This window comes from Sphingobacterium sp. HJSM2_6, from assembly GCF_049316305.1.
Classification (GTDB): domain Bacteria; phylum Bacteroidota; class Bacteroidia; order Sphingobacteriales; family Sphingobacteriaceae; genus Sphingobacterium.
Window position 1 is genome coordinate 20,205 of the sequence record NZ_JBMOXB010000004.1, and the last position, 22,924, is coordinate 43,128.

Sequence of the window (22,924 nt, forward strand, 5' to 3'; positions counted from 1 at the left end):
AAATGTTAAAATAATTTGTTAATTACTTACTCAGTTCAGCGATTTGTCTATCAATGAACTGGGAGAAACTAGGATCTGTTGCTAATTCTTTCGCTTTATTAAAAGCGGCAATAGCTTCGTTCTTCATTCCTATATTTTGATAACCTGTTGCAAGAAAGAAATAAGATTCTGCATCAGGCTTTTGTTCAATCACAGTCTTAAACCGATCGATAGCACGATCAAATTGACGAGATTGTAAAGAGAATAATCCCAAGGTCTTATTCGCTTCTAAATTTTTTGGGTCTGTTTGTACAACTTCACGCAAGATAGCAATTCCTGCCATAGGATTGTTAGTTCCTGTAACCATCGCTGCACCTAATCCTGTTTTAGCATCCAAATTCGCTCCATCTAAGTCTACCGCTTTTTGATACACATCAATCGCTTTTTGATTTAACAACTGAGCCATTGTGGTATCTTGAAGGTTAGTATATGCTTTACGATATGCATTTCCTGATTTCAACCAATAATCGAATTTAGCGTCTAAATTTGCCATTTCTTCATAAAGAAAGGCTTGAGGAGCAAATTTCTCGACATCGTCCCATTTATCTGCTAATTGCTGATAAATAGAAACTTTCTCAAGTCCATCCGCTTCTTCGGCTTTTTGTTCTAATTCGGTGATTTCGTTGACAAGAGCAGGATTTAATCCTCGTTTAGCAACTTCAGAAACATCGCTAAGTTTGATTTGAGGTGTAGAAGCTTCTGTGGAAGAAGCTTCTGCATTGACATCATCTTTGGTCACCAAGCCACGGATTGGTTGCGCAACAAGAAATCCCATGATAAGAACAACTGCTAGGACAACTATAATCTGAATTTGCTTGGTTTTCTTCATGTTGATGTTTATTTTTTATTACCGTTTTTAACTTTCTCTACAAAAACTTTTGCAGGTTTAAAACTTGGAACATAGTGCTCAGGAATTATAATAGCGGTATTTTTTGAAATATTACGCGCTGTTTTCTCAGCTCTCTTTTTAACCACAAAGCTTCCAAAGCCTCTTACATAAACATTTTCGCCACCAACCATAGCGCTTTTAACAACTTTGAAGAATGCTTCAACGGTCTCTTGAACATCAACCTTCTCTAAACCTGTCTTGTTAGAGATCTCTGCAATAATTTCTGCTTTAGTCATATCTATTTTACTCTAATTAATCTAAACCCTAAGCCTATCAATCCTTTTGGGGTTGCAAAAGTATCTTTTTAAATTGAGTATTGAAAATATTTTTGCGTTTTTTTAATTAGCAACCTATTACTATTCAGCTCATTAGTAGCCGCTACCCCAAAATTACATTTAAAAAGGCTTGCAAAGCTACAATTATTTTATTGACAATCAAAGAATTAATGCCCTCCAATTGTCAAAAGTTCGGCAATTTTTTGAATATCTTCCTTTTCATGAACTGCAGAAATCACAATTCTATTTAACAAAGAACTAGTTGCTAATGGATAGGGAAAACTGGAAATTAATACCCGCTTACTAATTAAATATTGATATAAATTGGGATCTAGGGACGTGAAAACGGGAAATTTTGGGATATTTTTTAGCGGATATGAACGAATTAAGGCTTCAAATTGAAGTATATTTTGATGTAATTTGTGGTAGGCATACTCATAAATATCCCCTGCATTGACCATGGCATATAGTGCTGCAGGATTTGCCGGTGAAGCCCCAATAAATATGGGGTGATTTTTAATTTTTACGATCCGTTCTTTGTTTCCTAAAATCACGCCAGCATCTGTCCCTAAACCTTTCGCTAAAGAAGCTAATACAAGGACTTCTATATTACTTCCCATTTTACTGACATCAATAGAAACACGATCTTTTTTTAACACGCCAATTCCATGAGAATCATCTAAGATCAACAAGATCTTTTTGGAGGAATCTATCTTATTGAATACCGAAAAATCATACCTTCTTGGGGTCAAATTATCTAGTGCATTCGCGACAATAACAAACTCATCATCAAGAGATTGGTTAATCCTTTCAATCACATCATTCGCCCAGATTTCAAAGTCTTGAGTATGGTTTGGATTTTCGGTTAACCATAAAGAAGGATGGGTATCTGGAGCATAAAAAACAGGGTTATTATTTGCAAAGGTTTTAACCACCACCTGAGCCGCCAAATAACCGCTAGACAACAAGGCTGCGGAGTCAAAAAGAAAACGATTCGCTAAATATTCTTCCGCTTCATCATATATACCCAATTGAATGTTATTCGTTCTGGAAGTTCCATTATTCAATCCATAGATATCAATACCTTTTTTATATAATTCTGTGTATTGAGGATTTGTCAATAGCCCTAAATAGGCAGTTCCACCTGCAAAAAGATAATTTATATTCTCAACTGTAATAAACCGCCCCGTGGCTTGATGTAGATTTCGAAAGTTTTGCATGTACATGATCTAATTAGACAAATATAAAAAACCCTGTCGAGTATCGTTTTTCCCATTCATCTATGTTTTTTAACTACTCATCCAAAATAAATTGAATCCTTATTGGATGAATGGGATTTTTACAAAAAAAAGAAAGTTATGAAAATTACATGGAGTTTACTATTGATCTTATTTAGCCTGAACAGTTTTGGTCAAAAGGCTTATGAACAAAAAATGACCGAAGCCTTAAAGGAATGGAAAACGGGAAAAAATTTGGAAGCTATGCGCTTATTTGAAAAAATTGCAACAGACGAGCCTCAAAATTGGATACCCAAATATTACCTCGTACTCAGCGGAACGAGGGCTAGTTTCCACATGAAAGATGCTCAGAAAAAGATAGCATTAATCGATAGTTTGACAACATTACTGCCCAAAGAACCTCAAGAACAAAATGCAGAATGGCACATCTTAAGCGCCTTACTATTAACCTCTGAATTAATTTCTGATCCCATGGCCAATGGAATGAACCTAACTCCTCAAATCGTTTTTTATTATTCCAGGGCACTCGCCTTAGAACCAAATAACCCTAGAGCACTTGCAGGATTAGCAGAATTTAACTTAAATTACAAAAGATATATGGGCGGAGATACGCAAGAAGAATGTAATCAATTGAAGAAAGCGATTTTATTCTTTGATGAAGTTAATAACAAAACCCTTTTCTATCCTTCGTGGGGAAAAGAACGAGCCTTGGAATTACTAGCAACATGTAAATAACCATGAGAAAATTTTTAACAATTTTACTTCATGCCTTTTTATTAAGTTCTTGCATTTATGCGCTATTTGCACTGTATTTTCTCTTTAAAAATGGCAGCATTGAAATCGCCTTTTTCAAGTCTATAGAATCCTTTAAAGGGATCCTTTATGGAGTTACCCTTTACTTAAGCGGATCCTACACCGGTGAACTCTTGCAAAAAAATTTCCCCAAGGAAACACAGTCTTTTAAACGCCTATTTTACTACATCGTAATCACAATCATTGTAAATCCTATAATGATCTTCATCATTCATTATAGCAGCTATTCCATTTGGTACAATGCAAGTTTTAAAGAATTTATTGAACAAGAAAATTGGTTCAGGTATATTCCTTTGGTTTTGTTTTCACTCATCATTGGACTGATCTTTTACGCTATTTATTTTTACAAATACTTTAAAAACAAACAGATTAATCAACATAAACAAATTGCTGGGGAAGCCACGGCTAAATTAAGCTCCTTACAAAGTCAAATTGATCCTCACTTTTTATTTAACAGTTTAAATGTATTGATTGGATTAATCGAAGAAGATAAAACCAAAGCAATTGCTTATACCAAATCGCTGTCTTCAATTTATAGATATATATTGGAGCAGAAAAATGATGAAAAATCAAGGGTAATTGATGAACTTAAATTTGCAAAGAATTACATCAATCTTATGAAGCTACGTTTTGAGGAAGGGTTGAATTATTCCGCCAAAGAAGAGGATTTCGAAGCAAGTTTATATGTAGCTAGCCTATCTTTACAATTGTTATTAGAAAATTGCATTCAGCACAATAAAATAAATGAAGAAAGCCCACTCCATATCCAATTGTATCGTGAGACGAATTACCTTGTGGTCCAAAACAATTTACAGCTCAAAACCCTAGGTGTACAATCCACTCAGATTGGTTTAAAAAACATTAAAGAAAGGTATGCTTTTTTAACAAAAATACCTGTTCAGTATTATCAAACACCAGAATTTTTCATCGTTAAAATACCATTATTAAAAACATGAGAAGTTATAAAACCATCATTATAGAAGATGAGAAGCCTGCTGCAAGATTATTACATAGAAAGCTTACCTTATTAGGTTTTCAAGATGTTGATTTACTTCATTCCGTAGCACAAGCAAAGAAATGGTTTGAAACTCATGAGGCCCCAGCACTTATCTTTATGGATATACAGCTTTCTGACGGTTTATCCTTTGATATATTTGAAGAATTGGAGATAGAAACCAATATCATTTTCATTACCGCCTATGATGAATACACCCTGAAAGCTTTTAAATTAAATAGTGTGGATTATTTACTCAAACCTATTCTGGATGATGAACTCCAGTTCGCGGTGGAAAAATTCGAAAAATTTAACAATCCACTTCCTACCCAAGCCTTATTGGATAAGAAAACAATGCTTTTTCCAAACCAGCTACCTTATAAGTCAAGATTTACTGTCAAAATTGGCTTACAGATAAAGTTGATTGATTGCGATGAAGTGGAATGCTTCTATGCCCAAAATAAAGGAAACTACCTGTTCACAAAAAACAAAGAAGAATATCTGATTGATTATAGTTTAGAAAAATTGGAAACAGTACTTGATCCAAGGTTGTTTTTTAGAATTAGCAGAAATTACATTATACAGGTTAAGGCTATAAAAAACATCAATATTCATAGCGCTACACGCTTAAAAATTACCCTAAATCATTGCCCTTTCAATAATATCATTGTGAGCAGAGATCGGGTAAGTATATTTAAAAACTGGTTAGACTAATTAATTTAAATGGAATTTCAATGGAATATTAATAGACAACCCTGCAGTAAAACCGTCAATAGATTTAAAACCTTCCTTTATTTTTAACGAATGTCCATAGCCTGCAGAAAATTCCAACAGATTAAATAATCCGATCCCCGCCTTTGCATTCGCCGTATAAGGGGTGATCTCAGCTTTGATAAATGGCCATATCGCGACGTTATTGAGGTAATAAGTTATTCCTAATTCAGGAATAACAGTGCTTTGATTTATCATCCAAGTAAAATTGGCTCCAGCATCTATTTTCATAAATTGGGATTCATTAAGGGCGAATAGCCCCCAACCCGATGCTTTTAAAAAACTTCCTTTTTGATATTGATATCCGATAGAAGGTCCCCAAATCCAATTCTTAGAAGTTGATTTATTGCTCTGACTAAACGCCGTAAAAGTCATAGCAATAAAAAGCATGAATACAACTAAAATTCTCTTCATATTTTTAATTCATCTTTTTACAAATTACAAAAAAAGCTATTCAAATAAACTATCTAACAATCTTTATTAAGTAAAGTTTAAAACAAAATCAATTAGCTATTCTAGACCTTTTAGCTATTACCTTGTCACTTAAATAATTAATGATATTCCGCGCATATTTTCAATAATATTTCCTACCTTTAATTATCATAAAAAGATAACAAAAATGTGTTTAGAGCTAAAAAATAAACTGTTAATAAAATTTCCAACTAATCCAATTTTACTCAAATACCTACCCTACAATCATGAGAACGTGCTTTTAACTATAAATAATTCCGTTCCAGTATATTATGAAAATTATAAATTTTAACTTAAAAGAATCCGATCAACTCTACCCTTTATGTCCACATTGTAATAAAGCATTTCTATTTAGACGAATACATAGAGCTCCAATGGTCAAAGTATTATTATTCCACCTACCTTTAAAAAGATTTAAATGCAATCTTTGTAATAAATCCACGTATGTAAAAATGGAATAGAACATGACCTATTAAGGCCATCCAAATTTTCATTTGCCCAGTAAATTAATCCTTGAAGTACGCATTTAATAATATTTTGTGTATTTTAAAGCTTACCTAAATCTTGCGGAAATGAAAATTTGGTTTATTCTTTATCTACTTTGCTATTCATTTCATTCAAACCTATACGCACAGACCCCCCCTTCAGCTATCAACTTTAGCAGACAGGCAGTAGAACGATTTGTTTTTGATCATAGGCATACGCTCCCATTGGCTAAACTTGATCCCGCAAAAATTGTAGGCATGGAGACCATGCACCCTGTCACCCATTACCAAGCTGATAAAGGGTCCATTAAGTTAAATCAGCAACAAATCCAATTCGCTACAACAGCGCACGCCGAATCATCCATTTGGTTTGCAGGCTTTAATCCATTTGCTAGCTACCTTTTGGATTTTACATTCAATGCCAAAAACGCATCCTTTGGATTTGAATTTTCGAATCCTGAAAAAACAGAACAATTCTTCGTCAGTCTACTTACCCAAGAACAAGAAATCAAGGGCGTTCAATTTAGCATTAAAAACAATCAGAAAGTCCTGGTAGATAGTATCCAAAAAGTAACGAATGAGGCAGTAAAAATCTTTGAAGGAAAACTCATTGTTCAGCTATTAGGATCAGGCGTTGTCGTGTACTTACAAGAGAACGACTTGCCAAAAGTTATTGCACAATTTAATTTCAATCAATTTTTAGAATTAAGGTCCAAGCAAAGAATTCAAAAATTCCAATCAAATGTTTATAACAAAATCGAAAATGGAGAATTTGCCATTAAATCAGCCGAATCCATACTCAGCACCGGAACAGGTCTTGCCGATATACGTGCGATCACGTATGAAAACGGAGAGCCTATATTAGATCAAGGAAGGGTATGGTATACCATGACTTCTCGAGGATGGGGTCTACCACATCCCATTCAAGCGGTAATGAGTATGAGCCCGACTATTTTTGATTTAAAACTGGAAGGTATAATCGTCTTTGATCAAGGTGATGGTTTATGGCGCAACGAAGTTGCTTCTCATCTTTTTTACGATAGAAAAGAACAACTGTGGAAAGGGATTACCACAGGCTTCAGCGCTTATGCAAATCCAAAAAAAGAGAAAAAGCAGTTATTAACTATTGAAAGCAAAAAAGATCCAAGATTTGGCTTTTCTATTATGAAATCTAGTCCCTTCGGTATTATTGGAGACATCGAAGATCCCCATCTTTTATTTGATGAAGATGCCAAAAAATGGCGATTGCTAACCTGTGAAAATAAAGACGGTTATAAGGCTATTCTTTTAGAATCAGATTTTTGGAATAAGGAATTTAAAACTATAGCTGGTCCAGTCCCGTATAATTCGACTGGAACATCCATGCAACGAATCAATGGAAAACTGTATTGCTTTTCCGGCAGCTCCGATCGAAAGATCTACATTTATAGCTATCCAGATTTAAAATTATTAGGCCAATTAATGATGGATCTTCCACCTTGGGATGAAACATCAAACACGCGTGTTTGGCCAAATGTCATTGAGTTGCCGGAAGGTTATCCTAATCGATACCTTGCCTTAATGATGGATCGGCATAATTACCCCGGTATTCAAGGACCAAATTGGACCTATGGCGCATTATACTTATATTATGGAAATTAAGTATATTGTAATTTAATCATACCATTAACCTATCCGAATGAAAACTTTTAAATTAATAAGTTTACTAGTCTTAGTAATCCTTAGCACATCCCTACATGCGCAAATCAAAATTCAAGTACAATGCGATAAATCAGATTGGAATTACCTTCTAGGCGAAAAAGTCCAGTTTTCTTATCAAATTTCAGACAATGGGAAACCCGTTAAAGCAAGTAACATCAAATACCAAATTGGCGAAGAAAAGCTTACTCCTAGCAATTCCGGAACGTTAAACGAAACTTCAGGAAAATTATCAGCAGAAGGAATGTCTAAGGCTGGATTCCTACGATGCATTATTACAGCAGATGTAGACGGAAAATCTTTTAAAGGCCTAGCTACAGCCGCTTTTGAAGCTGAAAAAATACAACCAACAATACCATACCCAAGCGATTTCAATGATTTCTGGAAAAACAATATCCAAAAAGCAAGAGAAATACCATTAGATATTAAAATGGATCTTATTGCTGAAAAATCCACCAATAAAGTGAACGTTTATCATATCAGCTTTCAAAATGAGCATATTGGAAGTCGGATGTACGGGGTATTAGTGGTTCCCAAAAAAGCAGGCAAATTTCCCGCTATCTTAAATGTTCCTGGAGCTGGAACTAGACCATATGCTGGTGATTTTGGTTTTGTAGAAGAGGAAATTATTACTTTACAAATAGGTATACATGGTATTCCAGTCAATTTACCAGCGAATCTCTATACTGAAATGGCTGCTGGTCCGCTATCCGGATACCCATTTATTCATATGCATAATAAAGATCAATATTATTACAAGCGGGTGTATTTAGGCTGCGTAAAGGCTATAGACTTTATTTTTGCATTAGAACAATTCGACGGCAAGAATGTCGCTGTCAGTGGAGGTAGTCAAGGTGGTGCATTAGCGATTGTGACCGCAGCATTAGACGATAGAATTGTTACTTTAAGATCATTATACCCTGCACTTTCCGATGTTACAGGTTATTTAGCAACTAGAGCCGGAGGATGGCCTCACATTTTTGATTCCTACAATGGCCCCCATTTCAATAAGCCTGAAAATAGAGAGACTATGTCTTATTATGATGTTGTCAATTTTGCACGAAATATCAAAGTTCCTGGGCTATATTCTTGGGGATATAATGATGAAACATGTCCAGGCACTTCCATGTATGCTGCTTACAATGTAATTCAAGCCCCAAAAGAATTAAAAATCTATAAAGAAACTGGACATTTCACCGTTCCAGCACAAGGAGAAGATTATAAAACGTGGATGTTAGAAAAACTAAAACAGCCTAATAATTAGACCAAAAATAAACCACCTAGAATGAACTTATCCCATCAAGCTCCTTCTAGGTGGTTTAAAATATTCCTGCGAACTACAGGGTTAAAAGCGTCCTTTTAACTTTAAGTAATTGATCAGCAATTGTGGCCGATCTGTTTGAATCATGCTTACATGATTATTTAAATACCAATCATAAACAGTTGGATCTATCGCCGCCATTTCATCATCATGCCCTGCATTAAGCCTTGACCATAAAGAATTTACCCAAACCTGAACGCCTTGATTTCTATACCCTTCAAACTCCTTCAGAATACCCTCTTCGCCTTTTTTAATTGTAAATTCAATCGCTATCGGTTTATAGTGTTTCATATAACCTTCCAAAATCTTCAAACTTTCTGTAGATCCAGCAGCTATAATCGGCATAAAAGCAACCTCATTAAGTTGATCGCCTAATTTTGTTTTAACCTCTTCATATGGTTTCCCCGTTTTTAAGACCAGCTGATTGAGAGTACCCGTTTTCTTCGCTAGTTCATAGCATTCCCGGAAAATATCAAAGCCCTTATCAATATTTATTAAAATTTTTCCCTTACAAAGAAGCAATACTTCTTCCAAAGTAGGAATTTGATGAAAAGTTGGAATCCCTAATCCATCTTTCAATTTAAGCATCTTAAGACTATCTAAGGTCCAGTCCTTAACTTTTCCTTTGCCATTTGTCGTGCGGTCTATGGTCCCATCATGCATCAAAACGACCTGAGCATCCTTCGTCAGCTGTACATCAATTTCCACCATATCCACCCCCATTTGAATGCAATTTTCAACAGCTTGTAATGAATTCTCGGGCGCATTTCTCCAATCTCCACGGTGAGCTACCACCCAAATTTTGTCTTTAGGACTATCCTTTAGGCTTTGAATCGTATAATTCGTTGGATATTTTACCAACGCCTTCTCTTGCGCATAGGAATTCGCCGTGTAAAAGAGAAAAATAAAAAGATAGAGGATGTTTTTTGTCATGATTGTAAACTCTGTTTAAATGCCAAATCTAGTTATTGCATGTTAATTTATTTTAAAGAAATCATATCCTTAATTTAAACATTTAGAAACCTCAATGGCTTAAACATAAATGGAGCCCAATAAATTAAATTAATCAGGCTCCAATTGTCAACAACTAATTATGAAAAACTTAGAAACTATAACCCCTTAAAATACTCGGAAAAGCTTTCCCTCTCCAGGCTTAAATGTAGACTCAAATTGCTGATTACTAAGTCCGATGGAAACTTCACTTCCATTGACTTTTGAAACCTCCGATATTGATTTTTGACCATTCACCGATAAAATCAATTTCTCTTCCTTTTTTAAAGATTTATTTACCAGCATAACATACTGTTTTGATCCTTTGAGTTCTTTAAATTCAGCAATTATTAAAGAGATATCCTGATTATTTGCCTGAATCAAGCTATTATTTCCTGGTCTAGAAGTTCCTTTTGGAATCTTTTTCCCGGTATGATATACACCCGTGGTATTCAAATTAATCAATACAGGCCCTAATTGCATCAGTTCCGCATTGATTAATTTAAAAGGCTCATACAAATCAGTCTTATTTCCTTTTGTATCAACGATAGCATTTAAAAACTGTTCATGTTCACCACCCGTTGGGGTCCAATAAGTGAACCATACTGGAAATTTAATGCCATAAGCAAGATTCGTGTATGCACTATATCGCAATTCATCTGCATTCGGTCTCCTTAATCCTATCGAAGTACCTATGCTTTGCAAATAAGCAGACGTTTTAATATTATACTTTAAACCCATCCGACGAATAACATCAAGATCGTGATAGTATAAATCTTCTCTTAAAGAGTCTTGCGTCATAAATGGATAATTATCAAATGATAAATACTTCAGGTTTTTAGGGCCTACCATTTGAATCCACTTCTCCACATAATCCTTTTCATAATCAATTCTACCCAAAGCACCCGTCGCATAGCTTGGAAATAAGTTAACATGCGGAATCGTATAAGGATCGAAATCTAATGCCTTTTGATAACGGTAAGCAGCATCGGCTAATTCGGACAAAACAGGTTCATCTTTAATATAATAACCAATCGTTGATTCATACGCATTGTATTGCTTAATCATACCACTAATATCAGCATCCGAACCTTTCATTCGTTGGTCTGCAACCATCATTTTTATCCCATACTTCGCTGCCATAACCAACATAGCCGTTTTCTCTTGAGGGGAATAATGTTCTGAAATATCTTGAATAACATTTATATGCGCATCACGTATAGCCTCATAATGTCGGTCTATCGTATATTCTCTTGGTGGCGCAACGTACATTCCCAACATGAACTTTTCTAGGGTGTCTACGACATGAATTGGTTTATCTGGCACTTTATTTTCGATGGGTTCCGCAGACTTATTACAGCTAGCATGTCCAAAAGAAATCAAAACGCAACAGAGGCTATAGCCTAAGAATGAAATTAATCGCTTTCCTTTAGTTAAATTGTAAATCATAATTTTCAAAAATTACAGTTAATCGCTATTGGTATTCATTAATTTTGGAGGTAGGTAGTCCTACCTACCTACCTCCAAAAAAAATCATCTATTCAGAAATAATTTTTCTGATTTTTAAATTATCACGATCCAATACATATACCGCTCCTTGATCATCCACAGCAATACCGGTAGGCACATTAAACCTAGCTTCACCAGCAATACCATCCTTATATCCCATTGGGCCACCAGCTATGGTGCTCACCTTATTGGTGCCCGCTTCAATCATACGAATATTAGAAGCCGTCGAGGCAATGGTAGGCCCTTCAAAACGATGCCCACAACCTGCAACATAAATATTATTGTCTTTATCGACTGCTACTCCCCATGGATATTCAAAACGCGCAGCTTGACCAATTCCATCCACCCATCCATGTTCATTTTCCAAACCCGCCAAGGTCTCCACGGCTTTGGTACTAGTATTCACGCGATAGATTACCGATTTATGGTTGTCTGCAATAATTAAATTGCGGTCATTATCCATACTAATCCCTCCCGAAGCAATTGGAACACTGAGGGTATGCAATGTCATCGCTCCATTTTGCTCCAAAGCGAATATTTGGTTATTACTCACCGCAGGCAATGCACTCACCCCATATATTACCCCTGTTTCAGGATCTACTGTGATTCCTTGTGGAAATGGCACAATCCAGCCCCTCACAGTACTCACCGTACCTTGTGGATCAATTTTTCGAATCGCCCAATTCCAGCTATCTGCTACATATACATTATCCTCTGCATCCACCGCAACATCCGTAGGATGATTAAAAAGTGCCTTTGCTCCTGGACCATCCACATTCCCTTCAACGCCTGGTACCCCGGCAAACGTTGTCACTGTGCCATCAGGGCTAACTTTCCGAATACAATTATTAAAATTATCCGTGAAATATAAATTCCCTTTGGAATCAATGTCCATTCCAGCATTAACTAAAAAATTAAACGTTGCTGCAGGACTAGAACTTGCTAAGGTGCTTACGGTACGCTTTACCGCGTATATAAATTCATCCGTACTTTCCACTGTATGATCGCCAACAGTAACAGTCCATTTACCAGAACCAAGCCCTTGAGGAATCTTGACGATTATTCGACGCTGACTAGCACCCAAAACAGGGACATCCGTTCCATTTATTTGAACTTTAACCTCCGATGCATTGCTGCTAAAATTATCGCCAAACAAAGTTATTTCAGCAGATTCACTCGCTTCCATTGGAGCAAATCGATTCAAAATTATTGGCGCATTTTTATCATGAACATAATCGCTCACTACCTGTTGAAAAACCTGTTCCTCACAACTTGAAAGTGTTGCCAAAAACACGATACCTAGGATATATATCTTGAAATTTATTGTTTTCATCATTTGAATTATTAAGGGTTTAACCATTAATTATAGCCCGGATTTTGCCCTAATTGATTATTACGATTCCGTTCCGATTGAGGAATTGGAAATAAATTAAAGGCCTCATCATAAATTCGATCTTCTACACGAAAAGTCTGGTAATTAAATCCATTAGCTCCCCTAGTAATACGCATACCGTAAGCGGCATCCATCGCAGCTGAAGCAATTTCCCACCTTCTGATATCCCAAATACGGTGGCCTTCAAAGGCTAATTCAACACGACGCTCATTACGAATTCGCTCGCGCATTTGTGCTTGGTTTAATCCCTCCGATAAGGATGGCATTTGAACACGATTCCTAACCTGATTAATCGCCGTATAAACCGCGCTCGTAGGTGAACTTTGAGCTTCATTTTCGGCTTCAGCATACATTAACAAAACATCTTCATAACGCATGTAAACCCAATAATGATCCCCTGGACGATAATCAGGAGATACACTCGCATTTTCATCTATCAGTTTTCTTAAATAATATCCAGTTTGTGTTAACCCACCTTCTGCTGAGGTTAAACCATCTAATCCACCAACGAATGTTTGGATATTTTCACCCTTCCATGTACTTCCATTGTATAAAATCGATTGGTAAAAACGAGGGTCGCGCCCTACATATGGATTGTTCGCATCATAGCCTGACCCGGCTTCTTCAATTCCTTTGCCATTTGCCATTTCATAGGCATCTACCAAATTTTGTAAAGGTTGAATCCAAGCATTGCCATTCATGCTAGGTACCAGCATATTCCTCACCCATCCGGTATGATTTACGGTCGATTGATAAATTAAGTTCGAAGCAGATCGCTTATGGAATAATCCTTTATAATCAGCATCCACATCATACAATTGCATATCGATGATCGCCTTCGCTGCAGCTGCTGCCAACTCCCAATGCGTTTTTAGATTACTCGGATTGTGCAATGGGCTCGCCACAAGCAATAATGCCCTAGCTTTTATCATCATTGCAGCTCCTTTCGTTGCTCGACCAATGTTTGAGGAACTATTTACAGTTTCCAACAAAGGAACTGCCGTATCACAATCTTCAGCGATAAAGTTAGCCACCTCTTCAGCGGTATTCCTTGGAATATTTAAATCATCTGTTATCTGCAAAACACGGTCAATGATTGGAACTCCTCCGTAGCGCTTAAATAATTCCTGATAAAAAAAGGCTCTTAAAAAATAAGCTTCCCCTTTCATCCTGGTTTTTCCACTCAGTTGACTCACATTCACTGCAGGAACGTCATCAATTTTCTCAATTAGTCTATTCACCTTCCGTATCGAGGCATACAAACTGCCCCAATTGTCTATTGGGTTAAAAGTGGGTGATAATAAACCTCGAGTGTACACTTGTGGACCATTATAATAAATTACAGGACACTTCGCTTCATCCGAAGCGGCAGCATAGGTAAAACTATTTACAGGCATCCATTCAAATGGTAGTCCAGAATAGATATTAGCAAGATAGCGTTCGGTTTGAATATAATCACCAAACACTTCATCTTCAGAGATCCCTCCCGTTTCTGCTTTGTCTAAGTATTCGTTGAAATTACAGGAATACAGCAATGTAGAAAACAGTAGGTAAATAAATATATTAAATTTCTTCATGATAATGTTCAAATTAAAATCCTACTGAAAGTCCAAAATTCAAAACTCGTTGTGCAGGATAGATGGCACCAATGGTATTTCCTGCCCAATATTCTGGATCCAGCATTTTTTGTGCTCTAGTCCAGGTGTATAAGTTATTCCCGTTGGCATATACTCGAATGGAACTGAATTGAGCTTTCTTCGTTACCTGTACATTTCTGAACGTATAACCTAACTCCACATTTTTCAAACGGATATAGCTGTTGTCTTCTAAAAAGAATGAAGACATCCGGTGATTATTACTGTTTCCACCATAATGTAATGCTGGCCATGTGGCAGTTTCTGCCGTTTCAGGAGTCCATCGATTCAAATGTTCTCTCCTCACTTTTCCCCCTTCATAAAATTCCCAAGCTAAGCCGCCAACTATGGTTCTACTACTTTTAGCTGCTCCTTGGAATAAAAAGCTCATATCGAAGTTCTTCCAATTAAATCCTCCAGATATACCAAAGAACACTTCAGGGATATTACTATTCCCTATCGGCCCCATATCATTATCATTGATAACATCATCCCCATTACGATCCAGGTATTTTACATCCCCAGGAATAACACGACCAAACTGAGTAGGGCTCAAACGAACATCCATTTCATCCTTAAAAAATCCAATAGCCGTTAATCCCATGATTTGACCTAAACGTTGACCGGTAATTCGCATATAATCATGAGGCTTGCTTTCCTCATCTAAGAACCTGATGATATTTCGTGCATAAGACATATTTCCTTTCACAAAATAACTGAAGGCATTAATTGATTTACGATGCCCTAATTCAATTTCATAACCTTTATTATCCACTTTACCCAGGTTACTTGGTGGAAGATTTCCACCAGACATACCTATGATAGCTGGCACTGAAGACCGAGTAATTAAAATTCTTTCCCGCTTCTCATTGAAAAGATCTGCAGTAATGCTAAACAGGTCTCCCCATAGTTTTACTTCCAACCCAAGATTGGATTTTTTTGCAGTCTCCCAAGTTACCCCCGGATTAGCCATTGCTCCTTCATAAACCCCCTCTACACCATACAGCTGATCGCCATATAAATACCCCGCGCTCGGGTTACGAATATATTCGGAATTAAATAACCACCTTCTGCCGGTCAATTGGTCATTTCCAGTTAATCCGTAAGAGCCTCTTAATTTCAAGAAACTTAACCAGGTATTATCCTTTAAAAAGGATTCCTCTGATAAAACCCAACCTGCTGAAAACGCAGGGAATAATCCATAACGCTTATCTTTTGCAAAGTTGTCCGTGCCGTTATAGCCCGCATTCATCTCCGCAAAATATTTATTTTGGTAATTATAAGTGATCCTAGAAACAATCCCTTGGGATACAAATGGAATGGTATTTCCCAATACTTTTTGTGTGCGATTCACTAAAACTAATCCGGTTACTTCGTGTTGACCAAACTTACGTTGGTAATTCAAGGAAGCATCCATCCAAATATCTCGGTTTTGCGTATACGATGATGAAGGTGCAGATAATGGAATATCACTGCCTAAATAGGTATAGTTGCTTTCATCATCATAGTCCCCAGATCCTTTATAAACGGCCCTTCTAACTTGTTTAGATCGATTAAAATTATTTTGGAAATAACCATCAAAGGAGTAGTTTCCTTTCACAGAAAGACCTTCCGTAATAAAGTTCAATTTCCTCGTTAACGAAAGCATTCCGGATAAAGAAGAATTAAATGCCTCTCGATAACCCGTTTGGTTTAATAATCGTGCAGGATTAAGAAATAATCCATTTTCACCATAAAATCCAGTTGGATATTGTACAGGAAATGAATTAGGCGGCAGTTGATTTAACGTCCAGAACAAATCAGGAACGGAAACATTGGGATCGCGTTTATTTTCTATCGCTCCATACAAGTTCAAGCCAATACTGAAATTCTCATCGAAGTCTACATCAATATTCGAGCGGAAATTATACCGCTTAAAGTTTGACGCTGGATCGTATTGCTTATTTTTTTCCGTTTTATAAATACCGCCTTGATCGGTATAACCCACATTGACAAAATATCGCGCTAATTTACTTCCCCCACTAATATTGAAATTTGCTTGCGATTGTCTAGCGGGTTTCATCATTGCATCAAACCAATCCACATTGGGGTATTTAAGTGGATCTGAACCTGTGCGGTAAGCCTCTAGAACCAAATCGCTATAGGGAACTGTTCCCCCTGGGTTATCATTTAAATATGCCTCATTCGCTAATAATGCATACTCGTATGAGCCCAAATAATCTGGCAAACGAATGGTATTTTGTACCGCCGATTGCAGACTTGCAGAAATAGATGGAGTACCTTCTCTACCCCGGCGGGTGGTTACAATAATAACGCCATTAGCCCCTTTAACCCCATAAATAGCTGTAGCAGATGCGTCTTTTAATATCGTGATATTTTCAATTTCATTGACATCCAATAGGCCAATGGCGGCATAATCCTTCTGAACACCATCAATCGTAATTAACGGCTCAGCACCATTCACGGTCGCACGTCCACGAATTAATAATTGGGATCGATCATTCCCTGGCTCACCACTAACTTGAATAGCGGTTAATCCTGGCAACCTTCCGGCTAATGCATTTGTCACATTTGCTGTAGGACTTTGCTTTAGTTCCTTAAGTCCTATAGAAGCTGTGGAACCCGTTTGAGCAATTTTTCGTTGGGATTGACCAAATCCAAGCACCACTACTTCATCAAGATTTGCTTGCTCTGCTTGTAAAATGATATTTCCTAATTGATAGTTACTAAGCGATATTTCCTTCTCATAATACCCAACAGTTCTGAATATCAAAACTGCCGATAATGGGGCTTCTAATTTAAAACGTCCATCTTGATCGGTAGCAACCCCAATGGAAGTTCCTTTAATAAAAATCGAAACGCCTTGTAATGGATTATTGAGCGAATCGATCACTCTTCCTTCCACCAATTGTTGTTTCTCTTCCATTGCTAAGGCTGTAGAATTGGACGTTGAGGTATTTCCCACTTGCTTTTTAGCTTTGACAACAATGATTTTATCATGTATTTCAAAACCCAAGGGTTGGTTTGAAAACAATATCGTTAAGGCATCAGCAATTGCTGCATTTTTTAGGGAAACAGTAATTGGCTTTAACGATTGCAGGTCTGCTTTATTGTAAAAAAAAGTATAGCCTGTTTGTTTCTCGATACTACTAAAAACTTCTGCCAGTTTAACCTGTTTATTAGACAAACTAATCCGCTGTCCAAACACGCCCCCTGAAACTTGCATGTAAGAAATTAATAATAATACAATTATGATTTTCATCCTCATAATTAAACTGTTGATTTGTGGTTTTTGGAAGAATTGGTCAACCATATGCATAGCTTGAGGTGGGACTTTCATTTTCCCAACCTTGACCAGTAAATTAAAATTCATACTTTTGTTAGGTTTTGGTAATCAATATTGTTTACACTCAATAGACCCGATTTATCGGGTGGAGATCCAGAACGCTGCCAGATGTGTTACGACCACATCTGGTTTTGTTTTTTCTTGGACTTTCTTTTATCCTTTAGTTCTTCATAATGCCATTATTTAGTTATTAATCGGTTTTTATAATAAGTTTTCTGTTTTCCAATTCAAATGCAACTCCCGAAGATTTCAAAACCAGCAAAGCCGTTTTTAGACTTGTGCTTCGAGGAAATTTCCCCATAAATTCATACTTTTTAATTTGCGTTGGAATTTCCACTTCAATATCATACCAACGACTAAATTGCGCCAATACCTCATTCAGATCTGCACTTTCAAAATAAAACAATCCATCTTTCCATGCTGTATACTGGTCAGCAGAAACCGCTTTTACGTCAATAATATCGGAACCTTTCTGAACAAGACTTTGCTCTCCTGGAATTAATAACCTACTGCCTAAAGTTTGTGTATTTCGTATTTCTACAGAACCTTCAATTAAGGTAGTCTGAGTTACATTGGATGAATACGCATTAACATTAAATTTTGTTCCTAAAACCGCAATTTGTTGTGTCGAAGATTTCACATAAAAAGGGATTGGTTTGTTGTTTTTACTTGCCTTATTAATTTCAAAATAAGCTTCTCCATGTATGACGTTTACTTCACGATAATCCTCCGCAAAAGTTATTGGATACTGAATGGTTGTTGCTGCGTTTAACCATATTTTAGAGCCATCCGAAAGCACAACTTGAAATTCACCTCCCTTGGGTGTACTTATGGTATTAAAAATAGGCGCTTGTCCTTCTGCAACTTGGTTTTGCAAGCTGTATACAATCTCCCCTTCAGTAGTTTTCGTAATTTGAAGCCCTCCGTCAAGAACGACACTTCCTGCTTTTATGCTGTCCAGGTTCAACTGCTGTCCATTGGATAATTGTAAGATGGCTTTATTTCCCCCAGGTAGAATAGAAGCGTAGTGGTCTTCCTTCGTATATGTTTTGTTAACGCTGTACCACAGCAGACCCGAAAGACAACAGATGAGCGCTATTGAAGCCGCTATTTTTCTCCAAGTAAAAAATGGATATCGCTTCAAATCCTCTTCCTCAACCTCATCTATACGCTTTTTAATGGTTAAAAACATACGTTTTTCCAATTCCTCCTCACTGATCGCAAATTCTTTGGGTATGTGAACTTCTTCGTCTTGTTCTTGCTGATACCATGCCGATAGGATGACTTTCTCTTCTTCCGTTATGGTGCCTTTTAACCATTTAGAAGCTAATTCTACATAATATTGATCCTTATTCATAATACGGCTTTAATTATAGGTACTCAAAAAGACAGCTACCCCTTAGTCCATATTAAAAAAATAAAAATTTTATGCCGAACGACTACTTACAGCAACAGGTGAATAAATTGAGATAATCGGGTGCGCAGGTGTTTTATCGCTTTTGTAAGATGGGCTTCTACTGTTTTCTCCGCGATTCCAAGTTGATCTGATATTTCCCGATGTGAAAGTCCCAAATCTCTACTCAGATGAAAAACGAGCTTACATTTCTCCGGCAATTCCTGTACATATTTCGCCAACTCCTGCTGGAGTTCTTCGAAAGCTAAATAATCTTCTGTTCCATGATCTACTTCAGATTGGTTAACTAAAGAATTGATGAAATTGGCTGTCTTATTTTGATGTTGAAGGGATTTTAATACACGATACTTGACTGAAACTGCGAGATATTGATTTAATCCGCTTGTTATTTCCATCGATGCGCGGCGGGTCCACAAACTGAAAAAGATGTCTTGAACGATCTCTTCCGCTTCTTCCATTCGCTTCAGTTTATGGGTGGCAATGGCAAACATTTTTTTCCAATACCGCTTGTATAAAACAGCAAAAGCTTGTTCATTACTATCCTTTAATAGCAACAACAACTCTTGATCAGTTTTATCAAGCCAGTTGGACATTTGTATTAGGTTTTGTTTAGAATAAGAAAAAACAAATATGAATTATATTTTTTAGATAAACTAAAAGCTCGTCCAAAAATATTTTTTTCACTTTCATAAAAGGGCTGCCACAGGAAATAAGCAATTCGACTAAATCCATTTTTCCAATTTTACGTTCAGATATTTACGAATAGTGTCTTTCATTTTTTCAAAAAACTTTATTTTGAACCTTAGATTGGAATTGTGCTACAACTATTCAGTCCATATCTTTATATTTGAGTTAACCTAATACCTTAATCATGTTGAAAAACCTAGTAATTTTTACTTTTTTATTATTATTTGGCCATAATTTATCGGCTCAAAATAAAACAGATTCCGTTTATCTTTTTACATTCTTTAGAGGTAATGGTGAAGACGGCCTTCATCTTGCCGCCAGTAAAGATGGATTGGATTGGGAAATTTTAAAAAATGATCAATCTTTCTTAACACCAGTTTTAAGCCCCGATAAATTGATGCGAGATCCTTGTATCATAAAAGGCGGCGATGGTTTATACCACATGGTCTGGACAGTAAGTTGGACACAAAAAGGAATTGGCTATGCTAAATCTAAGGATTTAATCAATTGGTCAGAGCAGCTTTATATTCCTGTGATGGAACAAGAGGAAAATGCAAGAAATACCTGGGCTCCAGAAATTACCTACGATCCAAAAACAAAAACATATTTAATCTATTGGTCGACGACCATCACTGGTTCATTTCCAGAAACGCAAATTGAAGCTGAAAATGCATACAACCATCGGATATATTATACCAAAACCAAAGATTTCAAATCATTTGAACCAACCATGTTGCTGTATGAGCCAGGCTTTAATTGCATCGATGCGACGATAGTACCCTACAAAAACAAATGGATGATGGTAATTAAAGATGAAACACGAGAACCCGCACAAAAAAATTTAAAGCTCGCATTTGCGGATCATATGGAAGGCCCATATGGCCCTGCATCGAGTGCTATCACGGGCGATTATTGGGCTGAAGGTCCAACTGTAAATTATAAAAATGGGGAGTGGTATGTTTATTTTGACCGTTATATCGACAATTACTACGGACTTATTAAATCCAAAGATTTGAAGCAATGGGAAGACCTTACACCGCAGCTTAATTTTCCAAAAGGAATTCGTCACGGCACCATTTTTACGGTATCACAAAAAGAATATCAAAAATTAAAAGCAGTAAAACCTAATTAAAAAAAGGTTTAAAACTTGACTATTAAACGGAAAAGCAAGGCCTTTACAAGCTAATAATTCAAATTAAACCCTACAAAGAAAGGAGCTGAATCTCCTCTAAAGATTCAGCTCCTTTCATTATTAACGACGATTCAACGCTTATTTCGAGAATCTAAAATTTGCAAAATAATATATTAAATTCGGGTTCGCCGTATAGCCTGAAATAGAAGGCTCCCCTCCGATATTCATGGCGATTACTCGATTATGCCTATCTACAGAACTACTTAAATCAACTGACACATCAGTCCATTTACCTAGTTGATCATCCGCTATCCGATATTGATCTGCATTATTGGAAAACACCTCTTGTCCAAATGAACTTTCGGTATTAAATGCCCATAAATAATTCATAATACGAGGCCACAATCGTTGATATGGAGTGTACATACCACTTAAGGTCGCTTTCGATGGCATATAAACCTTAAATTTTAGGTATTTATACTCAGCAATGTTAAAACGATATTCTTTCGGTATGGTCAGCACGAAGGTGGCATTTTTACCTGTTACTGTGGCCTTAATAGCATTTTGTATATCAGTACCCGCTGGTACAGTCGCTGGGTTAAGATCAAGATCCATTGCCCAAGCATTCGAATCTTGAATCTTTCCATCCAAAAGGAAATTGCTGATAGGAATCAACGACTCCGCAGGAGTAGTCACATATTCTATAGCACCACTGGCCTCAAATGGTTTAAGTAAATGGTCAATTCCTAAGGAATTAGGAACATATTTCACCTTCTTAATGATCCCTAAATTCAACAAATCAACCATCGTTTGAGCATTGGCATTGGTGATTGGGGAAACTTTACGTATAAACGGTAAATACGGTCCTCCACCAATCGTTTTTACAATGCTATTCCGATTGTAATTTAAGGTTGTTAATGGGAATATGGTTCCACCAGTTAAATCTAATTCCTCCACATTTGAAAAATAAAACAAATCTTGTAAGGTGTTGGTATGTACAGGAAATGTTAATTTTTTAAAGGAGGAAACCGCATCCGCTGTAAATGTGGTAATTCCATTGGATTCCAATATGGCTCTTTCCGCAGGATTAAAGGTGGTTGAACCTGTAGGCATATTGATCGTCACCGGCGTTGTTAACTGTACAGAATCCAATATGGGCACGCCATTTACTTTTGGAACGACATTATACTTTAATTGAATATTAAATGGTTGGCCCGCATTCAAATTAGCCGCAAATATGCGGGGGTTCACATTTCTCTTTCCAGATACCTTAGCTCCATTTTTATCGGTATACTCATATTCTAAACTATTATAATTTAATAAAATAGAAGATAGTGCAGAGGTCCAATCCAATACCGCTGCCGAAGGAGAGGTCAATACCCTAGGCGAAGAGACCACGAGGTTGGATATATCTCCCTTTGTATATGGGATAACCGCAATAACCTGTGGAACCGATTTATTATTGTATTGATCAATCGTGTATATACGGATACGGTAAAGTTTAGGTTGCGTCAAATTTTTAACATTCACCCAAGAAACTAAGGAGTCAATAACGATTTGCTCATCATCGTACTCTACAACGGTCTTGGTTGATTTACCCATAGAAATTTGTTTGGATGGAATCCGTCCCGCCTTCATCAAATCAATTTCTACACGTTCAAAACCTATTTTACTTACTATGGTATCGTATTTTGCTGGGTAAACAACCTCATCGGCATAAGGCTCTATATTTTCATACATCCCTTTACAGGAGTATATGCTCGCAAGAATACCTATAAGAAATAAGTACCTGCTAAATTTGCTTGAATTTCTTTTCATGACTCAA

Annotated in this window: 18 protein-coding genes; 6 read left to right on the forward strand and 12 right to left on the reverse strand. The window is 36.6% G+C overall.

The window, feature by feature from the left end; all coding sequences use genetic code 11:
* Positions 1 to 22: 22 nt before the first annotated feature.
* The 3 genes from ACFRAE_RS04945 to ACFRAE_RS04955 form a co-directional block, all read right to left on the reverse strand.
* Positions 23 to 868 carry a tetratricopeptide repeat protein gene (locus ACFRAE_RS04945; protein WP_422796018.1) on the reverse strand — a complete coding sequence of 282 codons (846 nt, stop codon included), beginning with the start codon at positions 866 to 868 and terminating at the stop codon, positions 23 to 25.
* An 8-nt stretch (positions 869 to 876) separates the two neighbouring features.
* Positions 877 to 1,164, reverse strand: coding sequence for an HU family DNA-binding protein (locus ACFRAE_RS04950; protein WP_099366071.1), 288 nt, complete (start codon positions 1,162 to 1,164; stop codon positions 877 to 879).
* Positions 1,165 to 1,370: 206 nt separating this feature from the next.
* Positions 1,371 to 2,423 carry an aminotransferase class I/II-fold pyridoxal phosphate-dependent enzyme gene (locus ACFRAE_RS04955; protein ID WP_422796019.1) on the reverse strand — a complete coding sequence of 351 codons (1,053 nt, stop codon included), beginning with the start codon at positions 2,421 to 2,423 and terminating at the stop codon, positions 1,371 to 1,373.
* Between the two features lie 138 nt (positions 2,424 to 2,561).
* Here ACFRAE_RS04955 and ACFRAE_RS04960 point away from each other — a divergent pair, with 138 nt between their 5' ends.
* The 3 genes from ACFRAE_RS04960 to ACFRAE_RS04970 are packed head-to-tail and all read left to right on the forward strand — an operon-like array spanning position 2,562 to position 4,962.
* Entirely contained in the window at positions 2,562 to 3,176 is a 615-nt protein-coding gene (locus ACFRAE_RS04960; RefSeq protein WP_422796020.1) for a hypothetical protein, read from the forward strand.
* Positions 3,177 to 3,178: 2 nt separating this feature from the next.
* A complete protein-coding gene (locus tag ACFRAE_RS04965; protein ID WP_422796021.1) occupies positions 3,179 to 4,210 on the forward strand; it encodes a sensor histidine kinase in 1,032 nt (343 codons plus the stop codon).
* Positions 4,207 to 4,962 carry a LytR/AlgR family response regulator transcription factor gene (locus tag ACFRAE_RS04970; protein WP_422796022.1) on the forward strand — a complete coding sequence of 252 codons (756 nt, stop codon included), beginning with the start codon at positions 4,207 to 4,209 and terminating at the stop codon, positions 4,960 to 4,962. The genes ACFRAE_RS04965 and ACFRAE_RS04970 overlap by 4 nt, the downstream gene beginning before the upstream one ends.
* Here ACFRAE_RS04970 and ACFRAE_RS04975 read toward each other — a convergent pair whose 3' ends face one another.
* Complete coding sequence (locus ACFRAE_RS04975) at positions 4,963 to 5,433, reverse strand: hypothetical protein (protein ID WP_422796023.1); 471 nt, start codon at positions 5,431 to 5,433, stop codon at positions 4,963 to 4,965. It lies immediately after the preceding gene.
* 629 nt (positions 5,434 to 6,062) lie between these two features.
* On the opposite strand from ACFRAE_RS04975, the gene ACFRAE_RS04980 reads away from it, so the two are divergent.
* Both ACFRAE_RS04980 and ACFRAE_RS04985 read left to right on the forward strand, forming a co-directional pair.
* On the forward strand, positions 6,063 to 7,616 hold the full coding sequence (locus ACFRAE_RS04980) for a hypothetical protein (protein ID WP_422796024.1): 1,554 nt from the start codon (positions 6,063 to 6,065) through the stop codon (positions 7,614 to 7,616).
* 37 nt (positions 7,617 to 7,653) lie between these two features.
* On the forward strand, positions 7,654 to 8,937 hold the full coding sequence (locus tag ACFRAE_RS04985; RefSeq protein ID WP_422796025.1) for an acetylxylan esterase: 1,284 nt from the start codon (positions 7,654 to 7,656) through the stop codon (positions 8,935 to 8,937).
* Positions 8,938 to 9,018: 81 nt separating this feature from the next.
* On the opposite strand, the gene ACFRAE_RS04990 is transcribed toward ACFRAE_RS04985, so the two are convergent.
* The 7 genes from ACFRAE_RS04990 to ACFRAE_RS05020 all read right to left on the reverse strand — a co-directional run bounded on the left by ACFRAE_RS04990 (position 9,019) and on the right by ACFRAE_RS05020 (position 19,873).
* The gene (locus tag ACFRAE_RS04990) at positions 9,019 to 9,927 is read right to left on the reverse strand and encodes a glycerophosphodiester phosphodiesterase family protein (RefSeq protein ID WP_422796026.1); all 909 of its coding nucleotides are present in this window, start codon (positions 9,925 to 9,927) and stop codon (positions 9,019 to 9,021) included.
* Between the two features lie 186 nt (positions 9,928 to 10,113).
* On the reverse strand, positions 10,114 to 11,433 hold the full coding sequence (locus tag ACFRAE_RS04995; protein ID WP_422796027.1) for a hypothetical protein: 1,320 nt from the start codon (positions 11,431 to 11,433) through the stop codon (positions 10,114 to 10,116).
* A gap of 88 nt (positions 11,434 to 11,521) precedes the next feature.
* Complete coding sequence (locus ACFRAE_RS05000; RefSeq protein ID WP_422796028.1) at positions 11,522 to 12,829, reverse strand: IPT/TIG domain-containing protein; 1,308 nt, start codon at positions 12,827 to 12,829, stop codon at positions 11,522 to 11,524.
* 23 nt (positions 12,830 to 12,852) lie between these two features.
* Positions 12,853 to 14,463, reverse strand: coding sequence for a RagB/SusD family nutrient uptake outer membrane protein (locus tag ACFRAE_RS05005; protein WP_422796029.1), 1,611 nt, complete (start codon positions 14,461 to 14,463; stop codon positions 12,853 to 12,855).
* A 13-nt stretch (positions 14,464 to 14,476) separates the two neighbouring features.
* Positions 14,477 to 17,782 (reverse strand): TonB-dependent receptor, encoded by a 3,306-nt coding sequence (locus ACFRAE_RS05010; RefSeq protein ID WP_422796030.1) that lies wholly within the window; start codon positions 17,780 to 17,782, stop codon positions 14,477 to 14,479.
* Positions 17,783 to 18,056: 274 nt separating this feature from the next.
* Positions 18,057 to 19,223 carry a FecR family protein gene (locus ACFRAE_RS05015; protein ID WP_422796031.1) on the reverse strand — a complete coding sequence of 389 codons (1,167 nt, stop codon included), beginning with the start codon at positions 19,221 to 19,223 and terminating at the stop codon, positions 18,057 to 18,059.
* Between the two features lie 86 nt (positions 19,224 to 19,309).
* Entirely contained in the window at positions 19,310 to 19,873 is a 564-nt protein-coding gene (locus tag ACFRAE_RS05020; protein WP_422796032.1) for an RNA polymerase sigma-70 factor, read from the reverse strand.
* A 278-nt stretch (positions 19,874 to 20,151) separates the two neighbouring features.
* On the opposite strand from ACFRAE_RS05020, the gene ACFRAE_RS05025 reads away from it, so the two are divergent.
* On the forward strand, positions 20,152 to 21,099 hold the full coding sequence (locus ACFRAE_RS05025; RefSeq protein ID WP_422796033.1) for a glycoside hydrolase family 43 protein: 948 nt from the start codon (positions 20,152 to 20,154) through the stop codon (positions 21,097 to 21,099).
* A 138-nt stretch (positions 21,100 to 21,237) separates the two neighbouring features.
* Here ACFRAE_RS05025 and ACFRAE_RS05030 read toward each other — a convergent pair whose 3' ends face one another.
* Positions 21,238 to 22,917, reverse strand: a complete 1,680-nt coding sequence (locus ACFRAE_RS05030; protein ID WP_422796034.1) for a DUF4998 domain-containing protein — start codon at positions 22,915 to 22,917, stop codon at positions 21,238 to 21,240.
* Between the last annotated feature and the right edge of the window lie 7 nt (positions 22,918 to 22,924).

Coding starts and splice junctions, on each gene's coding strand:
- ACFRAE_RS04945 (WP_422796018.1), bottom strand. CDS start 868: ATGAAGAAAACCAAGCAAATTCAGATTATAGTTGTCCTAGCAGTTGTT.
- ACFRAE_RS04950 (WP_099366071.1), bottom strand. CDS start 1,164: ATGACTAAAGCAGAAATTATTGCAGAGATCTCTAACAAGACAGGTTTA.
- ACFRAE_RS04955 (WP_422796019.1), bottom strand. CDS start 2,423: ATGCAAAACTTTCGAAATCTACATCAAGCCACGGGGCGGTTTATTACA.
- ACFRAE_RS04960 (WP_422796020.1), top strand. CDS start 2,562: ATGAAAATTACATGGAGTTTACTATTGATCTTATTTAGCCTGAACAGT.
- ACFRAE_RS04965 (WP_422796021.1), top strand. CDS start 3,179: ATGAGAAAATTTTTAACAATTTTACTTCATGCCTTTTTATTAAGTTCT.
- ACFRAE_RS04970 (WP_422796022.1), top strand. CDS start 4,207: ATGAGAAGTTATAAAACCATCATTATAGAAGATGAGAAGCCTGCTGCA.
- ACFRAE_RS04975 (WP_422796023.1), bottom strand. CDS start 5,433: ATGAAGAGAATTTTAGTTGTATTCATGCTTTTTATTGCTATGACTTTT.
- ACFRAE_RS04980 (WP_422796024.1), top strand. CDS start 6,063: ATGAAAATTTGGTTTATTCTTTATCTACTTTGCTATTCATTTCATTCA.
- ACFRAE_RS04985 (WP_422796025.1), top strand. CDS start 7,654: ATGAAAACTTTTAAATTAATAAGTTTACTAGTCTTAGTAATCCTTAGC.
- ACFRAE_RS04990 (WP_422796026.1), bottom strand. CDS start 9,927: ATGACAAAAAACATCCTCTATCTTTTTATTTTTCTCTTTTACACGGCG.
- ACFRAE_RS04995 (WP_422796027.1), bottom strand. CDS start 11,433: ATGATTTACAATTTAACTAAAGGAAAGCGATTAATTTCATTCTTAGGC.
- ACFRAE_RS05000 (WP_422796028.1), bottom strand. CDS start 12,829: ATGATGAAAACAATAAATTTCAAGATATATATCCTAGGTATCGTGTTT.
- ACFRAE_RS05005 (WP_422796029.1), bottom strand. CDS start 14,463: ATGAAGAAATTTAATATATTTATTTACCTACTGTTTTCTACATTGCTG.
- ACFRAE_RS05010 (WP_422796030.1), bottom strand. CDS start 17,782: ATGAAAATCATAATTGTATTATTATTAATTTCTTACATGCAAGTTTCA.
- ACFRAE_RS05015 (WP_422796031.1), bottom strand. CDS start 19,223: ATGAATAAGGATCAATATTATGTAGAATTAGCTTCTAAATGGTTAAAA.
- ACFRAE_RS05020 (WP_422796032.1), bottom strand. CDS start 19,873: ATGTCCAACTGGCTTGATAAAACTGATCAAGAGTTGTTGTTGCTATTA.
- ACFRAE_RS05025 (WP_422796033.1), top strand. CDS start 20,152: ATGTTGAAAAACCTAGTAATTTTTACTTTTTTATTATTATTTGGCCAT.
- ACFRAE_RS05030 (WP_422796034.1), bottom strand. CDS start 22,917: ATGAAAAGAAATTCAAGCAAATTTAGCAGGTACTTATTTCTTATAGGT.